The sequence below is a fragment of the Acinetobacter tjernbergiae DSM 14971 = CIP 107465 genome, from assembly GCF_000374425.1.
Lineage (GTDB): Bacteria > Pseudomonadota > Gammaproteobacteria > Pseudomonadales > Moraxellaceae > Acinetobacter > Acinetobacter tjernbergiae.
Genome location: NZ_KB894379.1, coordinates 1 through 17,042 on the forward strand (window position 1 = coordinate 1; position 17,042 = coordinate 17,042).

The following is a 17,042-nucleotide window of genomic DNA, read 5'->3' on the forward strand; positions in this document are numbered from 1 at the left end:
AGTTAAAGAATCAAGGTATTGATTTAATTACGTATCATCGAAAGAACATGCGGACTGTTCAACTCTGTGCACAAGATGAATATCACTTAAAACAACGTAATAAGATAGAAACGTTATTTAGCTTATTGAAAGGACAATACAATTTAGTGACGAGTAAGGCACGTAGTATTCATGGATTTCTAAGTGGGATTTATGCATCGTTATGTGCATATCAATTAACCCAACGAAATAAGCCAAAAATTCAAATTATGGAATCAGTGGCTTAAACAGGATTCGGGTTAATTAAATATCAAAGATGAATAAAATTAATATTTAAAATAGATTGAAAATTATATATGAAATTATGACTGTGAATTAATTAAATAGAATTTTGCAAGGATGGTTTAAGTGAAAGTTAAATTTATCAAAATGGGAGTGGTGCTATTTATTATAATAGGCATTATGGTATCATGTTATTTGAATAAATTTTCTGAAGCAGTCAAAAAAGAGTCTGAGCAACGGAATTTACTAGGAGTTAAATATTTCTCCAAGGCTAAGATAAAAGGAGAGGTAAAAGAAATAAATTTTATAGAAGATAGAAAAATATATGCATATGATATTATGGTTATAGGTGATGTTGATAATATGTTGAAGATCAATCCAACATATTTTTTTGTATATTATGATAAAGGTGATAATATGAAAATGTTAACTATTTATCTAAGTTCAAGTCTTAATATCAAAGTTGGTCAAACTATCTGTAAGGATGAAAATAGTTTATATTTTTATCCTTGTTAAATTTTAAGTAAACTAGCTAAATAGTGGTTAATATAGCAAATTCCAATTAAATTACTCTAAGCCATTAACTTGAGTATGTATCTTAAAAAAGGAAGCGATTTTCTTCCTTTTTTAAGATATTTATTTCACTTAACGCATCTTCGCCAAGAAACGGCTTAAACGATTAATTGCTTCACGTAGCTCATTTTCAGCAGGTAAGAACACTACACGGAAATGATCTGGGGTTGGCCAATTAAAACCTGTACCTTGAACCAACAAAACTTTCTCAGCCTTTAATAAATCCAACATCAATTTCTCATCGTCTTCAATCGGATAGATCTCAGGGTCTAGTTTTGGGAAACAGTACATTGCACCCTCAGGCTTAACACAACTTACGCCAGGAATCTCATTCAACATTTCCCACGCAATATTACGCTGTTCATACAGACGACCACCTGGACGAATTAAGTCATTAATAGACTGATAACCGCCGAGAGCGGTTTGGATAGCATATTGTGCTTGATGATTCGCGCACAAACGCATTGAAGCGAGCATGTCTAAACCTTCAATATAATCTGCTGCACGTGATTTATCACCTGTGATCGCCATCCAACCTGCACGGTAACCGGCAATACGATAGGCTTTTGATAAACCATTGAATGAGATACAAAGTTGATCACCAGCCAAAGCAGCAACTGCAACATGCTCAATGCCGTCATAAATGATTTTGTCGTAGATTTCATCAGCAAATAAAATCAAATCATGTTTTTTTGCTAAAGCAACGATTTGCTCCAATACATGACGTGGGTAAACAGAACCTGTTGGGTTGTTTGGATTAATGATGACAATACCACGTGTATTCGCTGTGATTTTGCTTTCCATATCCGCAAGATCAGGATACCAAAAGTTTTCTTCATCACATTTATAATGAACAGCTTTACCACCAGAGAGATTGACTGCTGCTGTCCATAATGGATAATCAGGCATAGGAACGAGCATTTCATCGCCATCGTTCAATAAACCTTGCATCGCCATCACAATCAGTTCAGACACACCATTTCCGACATACACATCATTAACGTGCATATCAAAAACGCCTTTTTGCTGATAATACTGGCAAATGGCTTTACGCGCAGGGAAGATCCCTTTTGAGTCTGTGTAACCAACCGCATTCGGTAGGTTTAATGCAACATCATTGATAATTTCTTGTGGAGCTTCAAAACCAAAAGGTGCAGGGTTGCCGATATTGAGCTTGATGATCTTGTGTCCTTGCTCCTCCATTTCATTGGCGGCGCGTAATACTGGTCCACGAATGTCATAGCAAACATGCTCAAGCTTCGATGATTTCTTGATTTCACGACTTGATTGAGCAGAGTGGGATGTAACAGTATTTTTAGACATAGCAGGATTCACTTTTGCATATCGATATAAATAACTTTTAAAGGTTTCAACGCTTACCAAATCTAGATCATGTTGATCTTTGAGTAACTCAACAATTTTTTCATGGGTAAAACCTGATTGTTGATATTGTCTGATGGTTGGTAAGAGTTTTTGGAAAACCACACTTTTTTTCTGAGACATTTTTTGTCCTATACAACCGTGCCCAACAAGAATAACACTATCTTTGCTTACGAGAAAGATAGTTTTGTTAAAATTTGCTTACCAAGGATTTTTGTTTGCTTTCTTTTTGCTATTTTAAATTTAATGCTTAAATTTCACTAAATTGTACGATCTGAGACTAGAGTTTTTGGTGTGAATGGCGTAAATATAAAATCTGATCATCGAGATATTTTTAACATCAAAATAAAAGGTGCAGGTTATGGGAAAAGTCAATAAAACAGACCGAGAATGGCAAAGAGAACTATCACCAGAAGAATATCGCATCACTCGTCAGAAAGGCACAGAACCAGCATTCACAGGACAATATTGGAATAACAAGCAACATGGAACCTATGTGTGTCGATGCTGTGGTGCTGAATTATTTTCTTCAGAAACAAAATACGATAGCGGTTGTGGGTGGCCGAGCTTTTATAGAGCAATTGATAGTGTTGCGATAGAAGAACATGAAGATTTATCGCATGGTATGGTCAGAACAGAAATTGTCTGCCATGATTGCGATGCACATTTGGGTCATGTGTTTGAGGATGGCCCACAGCCGACAGGACTGCGTTATTGCGTGAATTCGGCATCATTACAACTTAAAACAGAAGAAAAGAATGACGAGGAAACTTATCCATGAGTAACATTTATCAGTTTGAAGCTGAATTGTTAGAGGGAGAAACAAAGGCGCTCGCTGATTATAAAGGCAAGGTCATGCTGATTGTAAATACTGCCAGTAAGTGTGGTTTTACACCACAGTTTGCAGGACTAGAAAAGCTACATGAAAAATATAAAGCTCAAGGTTTAGAGGTGCTCGGGTTTCCTTGCAACCAATTTGGGGGACAAGATCCAGGAACAAACAAAGAAATTGGTGCATTTTGCCAACGCAATTATGGGGTGAATTTTCCGATGTTTGCCAAGGTCGATGTGAAAGGGCCAGAAGCGCATGTTATTTTTCGCTTTTTGACGCGTGAAGCCAAAGGCATTTTAGGTAGTCGTAACATCAAATGGAACTTTACCAAGTTCCTTGTTGGGCGTCATGGTGAGGTGTTAGGTCGCTATGCTCCGACAACCAAGCCCGATGCTTTGGAAGCGGATATTGAAAAAGCCTTAGCGAAAAAATAAAAATTAAATTGAGTAGTAAAAAAGACGGTCATTTGACCGTCTTTTTTCTTGAAAATTTATTGAGTGTGTTCAACTGATACAGGCTTGGTTTTTCTAAAGCTGTGCAGTTTGCGGTTGATATCATCAATGAAGGTATAGACCACAGGAATAACCAATAACGATAAGAAGGTACTGGTAATCAAACCGCCAATCACAGAAATTGCCATTGGCGCACGGAAACTTGGATCTGTTCCAATCCCAAGCGCAATCGGTAACATACCTGCTCCCATTGCTAGAGTTGTCATGATAATTGGGCGTGCTCGCTTATGACAGGCATCTAACAACGCATTAAATCTAGAATAATGCTTTTCGTTTCTTGCGATAATGGCGTAATCAACCAGTAGAATCGAGTTCTTACTGGCGATCCCCATCAGCATAATCAAACCAATGAGACTTGGCATCGAGAAGCTACTTTTTGCTAAAAGCAATAATACGAATGCACCGCCAAGAGATAAAGGTAAAGCAACCAGAATAGTGATCGGTTGTAGGAAGTCTTTGAATAAAAGAACCAGAACAACGTAGATACACAATACACCTGTCAGCATCGCCAAACCAAAGCTTGAGAATAACTCTTGCATGACTTCAGCATCACCAATATTGGTACGTTTAACTGTTGGCGGTAGATTTTTCATGGTTGGGAGTTGGTCAACTTTAGCAGCAATATCACCCAACGGTTGATTATTCAGCTCGATATTAAAATTGATATTACGCAAACGATTGAAGCGATCAATTTGCGATGGCCCACTTTCAATATTGACATCTGCAATCGTCCCTAACATCACAGGGCCGTGACTGCCTTTGATCATCAAGCGTTTCATTAACTCCTGATCTTGGCGAGCAGCCAAAGGAAGTTTAATCACAACGGGAACTTGACGTTGAGATAAGTTTAATTTTGCTAGATTCTGATCAAAATCACCTGCGGTGGCGATACGCAAAGTTTCAGCAATATCATAGGTGGTGACACCTAAATCTGCGGCTTTAGCAAAATCAGGACGAATTACCAGTTCAGGACGAATTAAAGCCGCGCTTGAAGTAATACTCCCAATATTTGGAATGGTGCGTAATTCTCGTTCAAGTTGGCGTGCAGTCGACATCAAAGCTTCTGGATCATCGCCTGAAAGTGCAAGTTGATACTGGGTGTTATTTCCTGCTAAACCGACTTGAATACGTGCACCCGGCAATGGAGCTAAACGTTGACGAATCTGATTCTCAATCTCTTGTAAACTTGCACTTCGATCAGAGCGCTCAGTAATTTGAATGGTTAATGTGGCTTTTCTTGGTTCGCTCGAAGCTCCCCCTGAAAAAGGATCTGTTCCTGCTGCACCACCACCAATGGTTGTATAAATACTCTTGATTTCAGGATGGTCTTTAATCAGGTTACGTGCGTACTCTGCTGTTTTTAAGGTATCAACAAATTGTGAACCGGGTGCGAGTTCTAGACGAACTTGGGTTTGCCCTGTATCTGGTGGTGGAACGAAACCAGTAGGTAGTAGAGGAATCAGCATCACTGAGCCAACAAAAAAAGCAATCGCTCCAAATAAAGTGACCCAACGGTGATTTAAACACCATGTGACTAAACGCATATAGCCACGCATGACACGTCCATCGTTGGCGCGGTCTCTGGCTAATTTTGTTGTGCCATGATCTAATTTTGCTTGGTTGTCTACAGTTTCATCTTGCTTGTCAACTTGACCAATCCACGGTTTTAAAATGTAAGCCGACATCATTGGTGTAAGCAGACGTGCAACTAATAAAGAAGCAAAAATTGCCAATGCAGCCGTCCAACCGAATTGAACGAAAAATTTACCTGCGATTCCACTCATGAACGCTGTTGGCAGAAATACTGCAATTAACGTAAACGTCGTGGCAATAACCGCTAGACCAATTTCATCGGCAGCTTCCATTGCGGCTTCATAAGGTGTTTTTCCCATTCGCAGATGCCGAATAATATTTTCAATTTCAACAATTGCATCATCGACTAAGATACCAACAACCAATGACATGGCGAGTAAAGTCACGGTATTTAATGTAAAACCAAAGTAATACATCCCAATCAAGGCAGGTAAAATAGATAGTGGCAGGGCAGTTGCAGCAATGATGGTTGCACGCCAATCACGTAAAAATAGCCAAACCACCAAGATTGCTAAAATTGCCCCTTCATAAAGCAGTGACATCGAACCTTTATAGTTATCTGCAACTGGTTTAACAAAGTTAAAAGCTTCTGTAATTTGAATATCAGGATGTGAGGCTTTCAGTTTCTCTAATGCTTGAGCTACACCTTTTTCAACATCGACTTCACTCGCACCTTTACTACGGGTAATTTCAAAACCAATCACAGGTTTACCATTCAATAGTGCAGCAGAGCGTCGTTCTGCAATTCCATCACGAATAGATGCAACTTGATCAAGGCGAATATGCCGACCATCGCTGAGAGCGAGGTCCATTGCACCAATTTCTGCGGCTGTTTTTACGGTTGCAATGGTGCGGATTGATTGTTCGCTGCCCCCAATTTTGGTTTGACCGCCTGAGGCATCTTGCTGAATTAAGCGTAATTGGCGGGTAATATCGGTCGCAGTTGCATTCAATGCCAACAATTTTTCAGGGTCAAGTTCAACTTCAACTTGGCGTGTAACACCACCTACACGTGCGACAGCACCGACACCTTTCACCTGTAACATGGCACGCGCAATATCATAGTCTACAAACCATGACAGTGCTTCTTCATCCATCTTGGGTGATTGAATGGTGTAGGTGAGAATTGGCGAGCCTGACAAATTGATTTTACTGACAATCGGATCGCGTAAATCGGCAGGTAAATCAGAGCGGACTTGAGACACTGCATTGCGAACATCATCAACCGCTTCTTGGAGTGGTTTTTCGAGTTGAAATTCTGCTGTGACCGTAACAACACCATCTTGAATATTGGTGTATTGATTTCTCAAACCTTGTAAAGAGGCAATCGAGTTTTCAATTTTACGTGCAACTTCTGTTTCTAGTTGTGGTGGGGCAGCACCCGGTAGCGCTGCGCTTACGGTGACCATCGGAAGTTCAATATCTGGGAATTGTTGTATTTTCATCCAGTGAAAACATAACAATCCTGCCAAACCAAGCATGATAAACAATAAAATGCCCGGAATTGGATTGCGGATTGACCAAGCGGAGAAATTCATCTTATTTCTCCTGTGTGGTCACAAGTTGTTTACTGAGTGGTGTGTCAGGAATATCTTTGGCAACAGTGACCAAATCTCCGTCCGTTAAGAAACCTGTTCCTGAAGAAACCAATTTTACATGAGTTGGTAAATCCATAATCTCAACGCGATCACCCAAACGGCGACCTACAGTGACTTTTTGCTGTGTCACACGATTATTGTGATCAACAATAAACACATAAGAAAAACCATCTCGTAGTAATAACGCAGTTTGCGGAATAGTGAGTGCAGGTTTTTCACCGAGATCAAATTCACCTTTCACAAACATACCCATACGAACTGCTTGAGTCGTTGGAATATCGACATAAACCAAACCGTAACGAGTTTGTGGATCAATAACAGGCGCTATCATCCGAACTTTGCCTGTGACTGTTGCTTGGGCTGGGTCTGGTGAAATGATACGGGCTGTCATACCTTGTTTGAGTTTATATAAATCGGATGAGGTGACTTCAGCGCGCCATTCTAAGCGATGATCTCGAATTAAACGGAAGAGTTCTTGTCCTGTCTGTGCCAAAGAACCAACGGTTGCGGTACGTGCTGAAATAACGCCATTATCAGGTGAAACCACTTGGGTTTGAGCTAGGCGTAATTGATGACTTTCAATTTGAGCTTTGGCTGCATCAAGACGGGCTTGTGCAGTGGCTTGAGAGGTTTGATATTGCGTAGATTCCTGCGCAGAAATCGCCCCTGTATTTTTAAGTTGTTGAATGCGTTTGTTATTGGTGATCGCATCAGCTAGCACGGCTTGTGCTTCGGCATAGCTTGCTTGGGCTGCTGCGAGGTCAGCACGAATAGTTTCACTATTGATTTCAGCTAAAACTTGACCCCGTTTAACTCCATCACCAACGTTGACATTGACTCGAGTCAGTCGTTGTCCTGATAGTTCACTGCCAATCACCACTTCTTGCCAAGCTGCAATATTGCCATTAGCAGTAAAGCTTTGCCTCCAATTTTGTTGTTCGGGTTGAACAACCGTCACAGTCAACGCTGCTTTCTGTTCAGTTGGATTCGCACGTTTTTGCTTTTCCACATTTTGTGAATTTTTGGTTTTGTTCATTTGCCAAAACATGATTGCAATTATTAGAAAAACAATAATGATCGCTAAAATAAACCAAATTTTCTTCTTTGTTTTCTGGGGAGTTTGAGAAGCCATCTTTCCATAGTCGCCAAATATTGATGGCCTAAGTATAGACGAAGATTTCAACAGATGGTCAATACCGAATGGATAGATGAAAAAATTAATAGAGAGGATTCTTGGGCACACCAAAATAAATTTAGGTCTATGAAGTGATGATATTTTTCATCACAGTTCGTCATAAAGGAAGCAAGCGATTCGATACTACATTCTTCATGACAATCGTTGACGTAAGACGCTGTACATTCGGTAAAGCAGAGAGGCTATCATCATAAAGTTTTTGAAAACTAGCGAGGTCTTTCGTCACGACATGCAATAAATAATCAGGATTGCCAAATAGGCGTTGTGCTTGAATCACATTCGCGATCTCACTGACTTTTTCTTCGAAGCTAGATAAAGCACGTTTATCGCCATCTTTTAGCGTTACAAAGATAATTGCCGCAAAATTAAAGCCGATTTGCGAAGCTTCAAGATCAGCATGATAGCCCTTAATTACGCCAGATTCTTCTAATGCTTTGACTCGACGATGACAAGGGGACAGACTTAAACCGATTCTTTCGGCTAATTCGGTGATAGATAATCGCCCATTTGCTTGTAGTTCGGCAATAATTTTCTTATCAATGCGATCCATTTGGAATAATCTACCTTTTGGTTTTAAAAATAAGCAAACATTTGGAATAACATTTTAAGCATTAAAGCCTATTCTCTCAAATCTATTTTCACCAAATGGTGAAAAACATGGACATAGTTGTGAATGGGTGTTGGATATGGATTTGAGTGTCATTTTTGCTTTTTGGTGTGTTTCAATTTTATTTGTTTTGACACCAGGTGCAGATTGGGCTTATGCAATTTTAGCAGGAATAAAAGGGCAGTTTGTCATTACGGCGGTGATGGGATTGGTGTTGGGTCACTTAATCGCTATTTTATGTGTTGCAGCTGGTGTTGGCACTTTACTTAACCATTATCCTATTCTTTTAAGTACCATGACGATTGCAGGTGCTTGTTATTTGTTTTGGATGGGCGTAAATCTGTTCATTCATCCTGCCACCATTTCAACTGAGATTAAACCAACTCAGAAACTTGAATCTGCTCAATCGTGGTTGATTAAGGGGGTGGGGATTAGTGGATTAAACCCTAAAGTGCTGTTGTTGTTCTTTGCTTTATTACCCCCATTTATCCATCCCAAAGTCGCACTTTCTCCAACAGCACAAATTATTGTGTTAGGAATGATTCATTTGCTAAGTTGTGCTGTAGTTTATATTTTGGTTGGAATCGCAGCGAAGAAATTATTAAGTACACGACCTCAAGCTGTAAAAATAGTCAGTCGTATTTCTGGTAGCTTAATGATTCTGATTGCCATGCTGTTGGTTATGGGGCAGGTTTGATTGACTTTATCTATTTGATATGCAAGTCTTTATGGCTTTGAATCTCTTATAATTGTGTTGTTTAAATTTTGATATATAAAAATAATGGATTCTGGATTTTGTAATTAAAAACTTTATGTGTAAGCTGAGATGATGCATGAACTATACCGATAGAATATTTCCAACCAATAAAGGCTTGACGACTTATCTTGATGAATTAATTGCTAAAAACTATCAAATTCCGACCTTTCAACGTGATGTGGTTTGGGAGCAAGAAAATGTTAAGAAACTTTGGGATAGTATTTATAAGTTTTACCCGTTAGGCAGCATTTTAATTTGGAAAACTGATTTAAAGTTGCAAAATCATAGACAAATTGGTGGGCATCAAATTACAGACACAAATTTTAGCAGAACAGAATACCAATATATTTTAGATGGGCAGCAGCGAACTACCTCGCTGTTAACTTCTTTATATGGTGGAAGCATAGAGAGTCGTTCTAATTTTGATCCAACACTTTATATTGATTTAACCATCAAAATGGACGGTGATACAGATGATGAAAGTTATCGCAATCGTTTTTTGTTTTGGACAGATATTGATGATAGATATGGGGAAATTAAATCAAATATTGGTAAGAAAAAACGATTTGAAGAAGGGTTAATTGTAAAGTTAATTGACATAAAAAATAATTTTACGACAGTTCAGACGAGAGTGTTTGGTAGTTCTGTAGTGAAGCAGGATTTCAATCACCCAATTTTAAATGAATTAGCAAAGATCAAAGGTGTCCTTGATAACTATAGAATTTCATTTGTTGAGGTTAAGGGTATTCAGGTTTCTGAAGTTTGCCAGATTTTTGAAAGAATTAATCAGGCAGGAAAGCCCCTAAACATTTTTGATATTGTGGTTGCAAAAACATTCAAACCACTAGTTTTTCAGGAAAATAATACAATTGCAGATAAAGGGTTTTATCTTCGTGAATTAATTGATAATTTTAGGGAACTTAATAATAGTGATTTTTTGAAAATTAGTGATTTAGATTATTTGCAAATTCTAGCGGTAATTATTAACCAAGATATTGCTAACAGTGGTATTAGAAATATTACAGATAGATATCTGAATGAGATAAAAGCAGAACAAATTTTAGCAGTTTGGGATGAAGCAAAAAAAGCAATTTTGAAAACATTCGATTTTTTTGAAAATCATTTGCATATTAAAACACCATATTTAATCCCATTCCGTTATTTTTACTTTACACTGACGGCTTATTTTTTTAAAAATGATGCCCCTGATTATAGTTTATTGAAAAAATATTTTTGGTACAGTAGTTTTCATAATGATGATTTGTTAGGTAATACAACACAGTTATTTCAACATATTGACTTTTTAAAGAAATGGAAAAATGGTGAAACAGTTGTATTTGAACGATTTTTATTAGATAAGAAAAAGCTTCGCTCTGCTACGTACAGCTCCAAAGGTAGAATGAGCCGAGCCATTTTGGCTTTATATTCCAATGCTCGACCAAAAGATTGGGAATATTGTGACAGAGAGGTCTTAGCCAGAAATTTATTTTTTTCAACAGATAAACCGAATCTGCATCATATTTTCCCGACCAACTCTGAATATGTTTTACAGAATCAGTGTAAAAATAAAATTACGAGTGATAGTTTGATGAATATTGCGTATTTAACGCAAATTACAAATCTTGATATTACTAATAGAAACCCGCTTGAGTATATAAAGGACTATGATAAACCAGAATTTTTGGAAATTATGTCTACACATTTACTTTCAAATGAAATTTTAGATTGGGTAAGAAGTGGAAGTTTACCATCCAATGCGATTGATCAATTTATAGAAAGCCGAGTGAATAATATTTTAGCAGATTTAAAATCTAAGTTACATGGTATAACTTTTGATGAAATCGATACAATGGAAGTAACAGAAGACCTATCCACGGTTTGAATATAGTAATATTGAAGCAGATCATTAAGTCATCTGATCTGCTTAACATTATTTTATAAAACTGCTTTGAGTCGTTTCACCACTTCTTCACATTGTGCTAAATCAGCGACCAATGCCATTCTGACATGACCTTCACCTGGATTACCTTGTTCGGTATCACGAGAAAGATAACGACCCGGTAAAACTTTGATATGGGCTTTTTCTATCAACATTTTGGCAAAAGTTTCGTCATTATCAACTTTCAACCAATAATAAAAACCTGCATCTGGTTTTTGTAGGGGTAATAAATGCCCTAACTCAGATTGGAATAAATCAAATTTGGCACGGTATTGCTGACGGTTTTCTTCCACATGTGCTTCATCATTCCAAGCTGCAATCGAAGCCAATTGATGCTGTACAGGCATTGCAGCACCGTGATAAGTACGATATTGCAAATAAGGTTTTAATAGTGCCGCATCACCTGCAACAAAACCAGAGCGCAAGCCTGGTAAGTTGGATCGTTTTGAAAGCGAATGGAACACGATGCAGTTTTTATAATCATCACGTCCTATTTCAGCACAGACTTCTAAAAGACCAATCGGTGCTTGATCAAACCAAAGCTCTGAATAACATTCATCAGAAGCAATCACAAAACCATATTGATCAGACAGCGCAATCAATTTTTTAAACTGTTCTTTTGAAAGTACTGTCCCTGTCGGATTACCCGGTGTACAAACGAATAATAATGCTGTTTTTTCCCAGACTTCCGCAGGAACAGCATCAAAGTCGCCTAAATAACCATTTTCTTCTGTGCAATTGATAAAATAAGGCTTTGCACCTGCAAGCAATGCTGCACCTTCATAAATCTGATAGAATGGATTCGGCATCACGATATAAGGTGCATCTTCACGTTTAATCAAAGCTTGTACAAAGGAGAAAATGCCTTCACGTGTACCAGAAACGGGCAGGATATGATTTTCCGCACTAATATGATTCAGCTTGAAACGATTGGTGAGCCACTGTGCAATACTTTGGCGCAGCTCAGGTAAACCCTTACTATTTGGATAAGTCGATAGATGCGCAAAATTATCAATGATTGCTTGTTTAACGAACTCTGGTGCAGGATGTTTCGGTTCACCAATTGATAATGGAATCAATGGCAAATCGGCAGGCTGCACATCTTTAAAAAGTTGATTTAACTTTTCAAAAGGATAGGGATGCAATAAAGACAAACTAGAGTTCATTTAAACAATTACCGAAAATAAGAATAACAAATCCCCTGAGAGACGACTAAAGCATCGCAACTCAGGGGGGATTCAGGGATGTTTTAAGATGGATTACAAATTTGATTCGATGCCTCATCTAAAGCTGCTTTCAACGTTTCCGCAAAAGCTTTCACTTCTTCACGGCTAAGTAATATACCGTTTTTCTTGGTGACAAAGAAAATATCTTCAGCTCTTTCACCTAGTGTCGCAATTCTTGCTGAGTGAATATCTAGACCCTGCAACATAAACAAAGCCCCAATCCGAGCTAACAAACCCGGTTGGTCAAGTGTTGAGATCTCAACCATATGTTGTTGTAACGTCGGATTCAGTACGATATCCACGGTATTTTGTACATCGAAATGACGTAAATGACGTGGAATGCGGCGTTGCATAATACCCGGATATTGATCTGAATGGCTGAGTGCATCTACAAGAGCAGCTTTCACTTTACGTTCACGATCAGGGTCAGTGAGTAATGTGCCAAAACGATCAAGGACTAAGTAGGTATCTAAACTAAATGAGGTGGTTGCAGTAATAATTCTTGCATCTTGAACATCAAGATTCATGCGGTCTAATACGGCAACCGTGGTTGCAAATAAGTTTGGTTGGTCACGGGTATAAATAAAGATCTGAACCGCGTCCTCAGCCGCATTACGGTGTGCACGTAATAAAACCAAAGGCTCAGGGTTGTCGCCGTGTTGCAAAATTGCTTGGGTATGCCATGCAATTTCATTGGCTGATTCTTTAACAAAGTATTCATCACCAAGCTCTTGCCAAACTTTTTCGACTTCAGCGAGAGAGAAGTTATTAACCAATAATTCACTTGCAGCAAACTTGGTGTCTTCAATCAACATTTGATAGTCAACAGGACGACCCAAGCCTGAACGAATCACATCACGTGCATAGGTATACAATTGGCGCATTAAAGAAGCACGCCATGTATTCCACAGTTTTGGATTGGTGGCATTAATATCAGCGACCGTCAAAGTGTATAGGTAGTCCAGATGCTCCATATCACCGACTTTTTCGGCAAATTCTTTGACTTCATCTGGATCAGAAATATCTTTTTTCTGTGCAGTGAGCGACATGAGCAAATGATTGTTAATCAGCCATGCCACCAGTTTGCACTCACGTTCTGTAAAACCATGCGTGCGACAGAACTCGATTGCATCCAGTGCGCCTAACTCACTGTGATCACCGCCACGACCTTTGGCAATGTCATGGAAAATCGCTGCCATATAGACAATGTCATGGCGAGCAATACGTTGGAATACTGAACTGACCACAGGGAATTCTTTGGCAAATTCAGGTTCTTTAAAACGACTCAAATTGCGTAGTAATAATAAGGTGTGTGCGTCAACGGTGTAGATATGGAACAGATCATATTGCATCAGTCCCGTAATTTGTCCGAAAGCAGGAATGTAATTGCCTAGAACGCCGTAACGCTTCATCGCCACCATCGTGTCGTATAGATGGGGTGAGCGGATAATTGACATAAATAGGGCTTGATGTTCTGGATTGTCTCGGAATCTTTGGTCAATCCGTTTTGCAGCAAGAACAAGTAGACGTAAAGTACGGGCACGGATGCCTGCAATTTCAGGTCGATTTGCCAAAAGATAGAATAATTCTAAAATGGCAATTGGTTCTTCTGAAAATACTTTATGATGCTGTACCGCAAGTTTGCCATCTACAATTTTAAAATGATCATTGATGTCGATAATTTGACGTTCATAATCGGGTAGGCGAGGCGTAATGACCGACTCATTGAAATAGGCAAGTAGCATTTCATTGAGGGTTGAAACTTGTTGGGCTGTTCGATAATAACGTTTCATGAACTGTTCAACTGCAAAGTTAGCATGTTGACCTTCTTCACGAACATAACCAAATTTAGCTGCAATATCACGTTGATATTCAAACAATAAACGGTTTTCATCTCGTTTAGCAATACGGTGTAAATGGGTTCTGATTTCCCATAAGAAACTTTCCGCTTCCTCAAGCACACCCAATTCGAATTCGGTAATAAAACCTAGATGTACCAAATCATAAATGCGATTGACACGGAAATGACGTTTGGCAATCCAACCAATTTGATTAATATCACGGATACCACCAGGTGCATTTTTAATATCAGGTTCTAAATTACTTTCGGTATTGTTGTGCTGAGCATAACGCTTGGTTTGTTCTGCCATTTTGGCATCATAGAAGGTTTTATCCGTCCATGTTTGCGCAACGATACGGCGTGGCCATTTCGCCAGTTGTTCATTGCCTGTGATTAAACGTGCTTCAATCAGGGTTGATGCAACGGTTAAATCATTGCTTGCTTGTTCAACACAGTTTTGAATCGTACGAACACTAATTCCTGGTTTGAAATTACCGACATCCCATAAAGAAGAGATAAAAGTAGAGATCAGTTTTTCTTGTTCTTCACTAATTTCATCTTCAGATAAAATCATAATGTCGGTATCGGAATAGGGCAGCATTTCACGGCGACCATATCCTCCAACTGCAAATAAACCTAATTCGGTCTGATTTAATTCAGCATGATTCCATAGAAAAACTAAAGCTTCATCAATCGAATTAGATCGGGCCTTAATCACTTCACGAATGGTTTGCCCATTTTCATAGCTCTCTTGTAATTGCTTTTCTACATCTGTTCGCCATTGGTTAATGGCTTTAATATCATGATGACTCGTGACATAGTTCAACAAAGGAGATGTATTGATCATGAAAATGGGTCTACTCAATTTAGGTTAAGAGTTCGTTTGTACAATCACTTGGTCAGCAGCTTGTTTTGCTAGCTCACGGGCGAGGTCTGTCGTTTCAGCACGGGCAGTTGCAACCCCCATACGACGGCGTTTAAAGCCTTCAGGCTTACCAAATAAACGTAAGTCAGTATTTGGATTGGTTAAAGCAAGATTCACGCCAGTAAAGCTGAGGTTATTTGCATCTACACCTGCATAAATCACGGCACTTGCCGCAGTACTATGGCGAGCTGTATTGACAGGCAAACCTAAAATAGCACGTGCATGCAATTCAAATTCACTTTGGAATTGTGAAGCTAAAGTCACGAGACCTGTATCATGTGGGCGAGGAGAGACTTCGCTAAACCAAACTTTATCACCTTTGATAAATAGTTCTACCCCAAAGATACCACAGCCACCTAATGCTGTTGTTGCTTTGTGTGCAATACGTTTTGATTCTTGCAATGCTGCCGCTGTCATTGGTTGAGGCTGCCAGCTTTCAACATAGTCGCCCGCATCTTGACGGTGTCCAATTGGATCACAGAAATGAGTTTCGATTTCGCCTGTCTGTGGGTTTTTTGCACGGACTGTTAGTAGGGTGATCTCAAAATCAAAATCAATTTGTGATTCAATAATCACCGTGCCTTGATTGACACGACCGCCTTGCATTGCATATTCCCAAGCGGCATCAACTTCATCAAAGCTTTTGACACGTGATTGACCTTTACCTGATGAAGACATCACAGGTTTTACAAAGTTTGGATAACCAATGTCATCACATGCAGCACGGAAGCTTTCTAAAGTATTGGCAAAGCGATAAGCAGAGGTGGGTAAACCGAGTTCCTCAGCAGCTAAACGACGAATCCCTTCGCGGTTCATTGTCAGATTCACTGCCTTAGCTGATGGAATGACCGTCGCCGTTTGACTTTGCTCAATTTCCACGAGCACTTCAGTTGCAATTGCTTCAATTTCAGGAACGATTAAATTGGGTTTAATTGTTTCTATGAGTTGTTTCAACTCAGTTGGATCAGCCATATTCAAGGTATAAGAGAAATGCGCAACTTGCATCGCTGGCGCATGATCGTAACGATCCGCAGCATGAACTTCGACACCTAAGCGTTGTAAAGAAATCACAACTTCTTTACCAAGCTCCCCAGAACCTAACAGTAAAACCTTAAATGCAGAAGATTGAAGTGGAGTTCCAAGAGTGACGCTCATGCGTGTAATCCTATCCTAAGTAATTTGTAGTTAAGCATAGCAGAACTTTTTACTGAATTAAGCTTGTCTGATACAAAAAAAACATGGTTTTGTTAGACAAAAAAATTGAATAACAACAATGCTGCTCTGTTTAAACATTGACTTGATAGTTAAGTTGCAATTCATCTGCATTTTGACCACGGATTCCCCAATTTGATTTTGGTGTTTCAAAAATTGTAATTTCAATATCTTGAGGGGAAATACCGCATTGTTGTTGGATATTAGAAAAGATGGTTTGAATGAAATGTTTTTTCGCAGCGATAGTTCTGCCCTCGAACATTGAAATTTCAATAATCAAATAATGTTCACTTCGGTCATTTGGATAAATAAAATCTTCTGTTGCCAACGCAATAAAGCGCTGAAACTTCTTCTCTTTAGGATAGTTCAAGCTTGTGACCAGTGCTTGATGAATAGCATCTGACAATTGACTTCTAAATTGTTGAATCGTTTGATGTAGTGCATAAATTTTGATTTGAGACATAAATAAGTTATTCCAAAATTAAGATTAGAAATTTTGATTCACATTATATTTTTATTTCACCACTTTAAATGATATTGGCATTAAATCAATTCTTTAGAACGTAGATTGTTCTATGCGATAAATAAGTAA

At 38.7% G+C, this 17,042-nt stretch carries 14 protein-coding genes; 6 read left to right on the forward strand and 8 right to left on the reverse strand.

Features of this window, described 5'->3' with window-relative positions:
* Together C502_RS18445 and C502_RS0116455 are read left to right on the forward strand one after the other, a co-directional pair.
* Positions 1 to 266: transposase (locus C502_RS18445; RefSeq protein WP_018677050.1), on the forward strand; the 266-nt coding region annotated here is incomplete at its 5' end.
* Between the two features lie 121 nt (positions 267 to 387).
* Positions 388 to 777, forward strand: coding sequence for a hypothetical protein (locus C502_RS0116455; RefSeq protein WP_018679884.1), 390 nt, complete (start codon positions 388 to 390; stop codon positions 775 to 777).
* A 129-nt stretch (positions 778 to 906) separates the two neighbouring features.
* On the opposite strand, the gene C502_RS0116460 is transcribed toward C502_RS0116455, so the two are convergent.
* Positions 907 to 2,337, reverse strand: a complete 1,431-nt coding sequence (locus C502_RS0116460) for a pyridoxal phosphate-dependent aminotransferase (RefSeq protein WP_018679885.1) — start codon at positions 2,335 to 2,337, stop codon at positions 907 to 909.
* A 238-nt stretch (positions 2,338 to 2,575) separates the two neighbouring features.
* Here C502_RS0116460 and msrB point away from each other — a divergent pair, with 238 nt between their 5' ends.
* Both msrB and C502_RS0116470 read left to right on the forward strand, forming a co-directional pair.
* The gene (gene msrB / locus C502_RS0116465; protein WP_018679886.1) at positions 2,576 to 2,995 is read left to right on the forward strand and encodes a peptide-methionine (R)-S-oxide reductase MsrB; all 420 of its coding nucleotides are present in this window, start codon (positions 2,576 to 2,578) and stop codon (positions 2,993 to 2,995) included.
* Positions 2,992 to 3,480: a glutathione peroxidase gene (locus C502_RS0116470; RefSeq protein WP_018679887.1), complete on the forward strand. Its 489-nt coding sequence runs from the start codon at positions 2,992 to 2,994 to the stop codon at positions 3,478 to 3,480. The genes msrB and C502_RS0116470 overlap by 4 nt, the downstream gene beginning before the upstream one ends.
* Positions 3,481 to 3,536: 56 nt before the next feature.
* On the opposite strand, the gene C502_RS0116475 is transcribed toward C502_RS0116470, so the two are convergent.
* The 3 genes from C502_RS0116475 to C502_RS0116485 form a co-directional block, all read right to left on the reverse strand.
* A complete protein-coding gene (locus C502_RS0116475; RefSeq protein WP_018679888.1) occupies positions 3,537 to 6,689 on the reverse strand; it encodes an efflux RND transporter permease subunit in 3,153 nt (1,050 codons plus the stop codon).
* 1 nt (position 6,690) lies between these two features.
* Positions 6,691 to 7,881: an efflux RND transporter periplasmic adaptor subunit gene (locus C502_RS0116480; protein ID WP_018679889.1), complete on the reverse strand. Its 1,191-nt coding sequence runs from the start codon at positions 7,879 to 7,881 to the stop codon at positions 6,691 to 6,693.
* 160 nt (positions 7,882 to 8,041) lie between these two features.
* Complete coding sequence (locus tag C502_RS0116485) at positions 8,042 to 8,494, reverse strand: Lrp/AsnC family transcriptional regulator (protein ID WP_018679890.1); 453 nt, start codon at positions 8,492 to 8,494, stop codon at positions 8,042 to 8,044.
* A 136-nt stretch (positions 8,495 to 8,630) separates the two neighbouring features.
* On the opposite strand from C502_RS0116485, the gene C502_RS0116490 reads away from it, so the two are divergent.
* Positions 8,631 to 9,248: a LysE family translocator gene (locus C502_RS0116490; protein WP_018679891.1), complete on the forward strand. Its 618-nt coding sequence runs from the start codon at positions 8,631 to 8,633 to the stop codon at positions 9,246 to 9,248.
* A 136-nt stretch (positions 9,249 to 9,384) separates the two neighbouring features.
* Positions 9,385 to 11,190, forward strand: a complete 1,806-nt coding sequence (locus tag C502_RS0116495; protein WP_018679892.1) for a DUF262 domain-containing protein — start codon at positions 9,385 to 9,387, stop codon at positions 11,188 to 11,190.
* 53 nt (positions 11,191 to 11,243) lie between these two features.
* Here C502_RS0116495 and dapC read toward each other — a convergent pair whose 3' ends face one another.
* The 4 genes from dapC to C502_RS0116515 all read right to left on the reverse strand — a co-directional run bounded on the left by dapC (position 11,244) and on the right by C502_RS0116515 (position 16,913).
* Entirely contained in the window at positions 11,244 to 12,413 is a 1,170-nt protein-coding gene (gene dapC, locus C502_RS0116500; RefSeq protein ID WP_018679893.1) for a succinyldiaminopimelate transaminase, read from the reverse strand.
* Positions 12,414 to 12,496: 83 nt separating this feature from the next.
* Positions 12,497 to 15,160: a [protein-PII] uridylyltransferase gene (gene glnD, locus C502_RS0116505; RefSeq protein ID WP_018679894.1), complete on the reverse strand. Its 2,664-nt coding sequence runs from the start codon at positions 15,158 to 15,160 to the stop codon at positions 12,497 to 12,499.
* A 24-nt stretch (positions 15,161 to 15,184) separates the two neighbouring features.
* Entirely contained in the window at positions 15,185 to 16,402 is a 1,218-nt protein-coding gene (gene purT, locus C502_RS0116510) for a formate-dependent phosphoribosylglycinamide formyltransferase (protein ID WP_171067649.1), read from the reverse strand.
* Between the two features lie 121 nt (positions 16,403 to 16,523).
* Complete coding sequence (locus tag C502_RS0116515; protein WP_018679896.1) at positions 16,524 to 16,913, reverse strand: tautomerase family protein; 390 nt, start codon at positions 16,911 to 16,913, stop codon at positions 16,524 to 16,526.
* Positions 16,914 to 17,042 lie beyond the last annotated feature (129 nt).

Coding starts and splice junctions, on each gene's coding strand:
- C502_RS0116480 (WP_018679889.1), bottom strand. CDS start 7,881: ATGGCTTCTCAAACTCCCCAGAAAACAAAGAAGAAAATTTGGTTTATT.
- C502_RS0116470 (WP_018679887.1), top strand. CDS start 2,992: ATGAGTAACATTTATCAGTTTGAAGCTGAATTGTTAGAGGGAGAAACA.
- dapC (WP_018679893.1), bottom strand. CDS start 12,413: ATGAACTCTAGTTTGTCTTTATTGCATCCCTATCCTTTTGAAAAGTTA.
- C502_RS0116485 (WP_018679890.1), bottom strand. CDS start 8,494: ATGGATCGCATTGATAAGAAAATTATTGCCGAACTACAAGCAAATGGG.
- C502_RS0116515 (WP_018679896.1), bottom strand. CDS start 16,913: ATGTCTCAAATCAAAATTTATGCACTACATCAAACGATTCAACAATTT.
- msrB (WP_018679886.1), top strand. CDS start 2,576: ATGGGAAAAGTCAATAAAACAGACCGAGAATGGCAAAGAGAACTATCA.
- C502_RS0116475 (WP_018679888.1), bottom strand. CDS start 6,689: ATGAATTTCTCCGCTTGGTCAATCCGCAATCCAATTCCGGGCATTTTA.
- C502_RS0116490 (WP_018679891.1), top strand. CDS start 8,631: ATGGATTTGAGTGTCATTTTTGCTTTTTGGTGTGTTTCAATTTTATTT.
- glnD (WP_018679894.1), bottom strand. CDS start 15,160: ATGATCAATACATCTCCTTTGTTGAACTATGTCACGAGTCATCATGAT.
- C502_RS0116495 (WP_018679892.1), top strand. CDS start 9,385: ATGAACTATACCGATAGAATATTTCCAACCAATAAAGGCTTGACGACT.
- C502_RS0116460 (WP_018679885.1), bottom strand. CDS start 2,337: ATGTCTCAGAAAAAAAGTGTGGTTTTCCAAAAACTCTTACCAACCATC.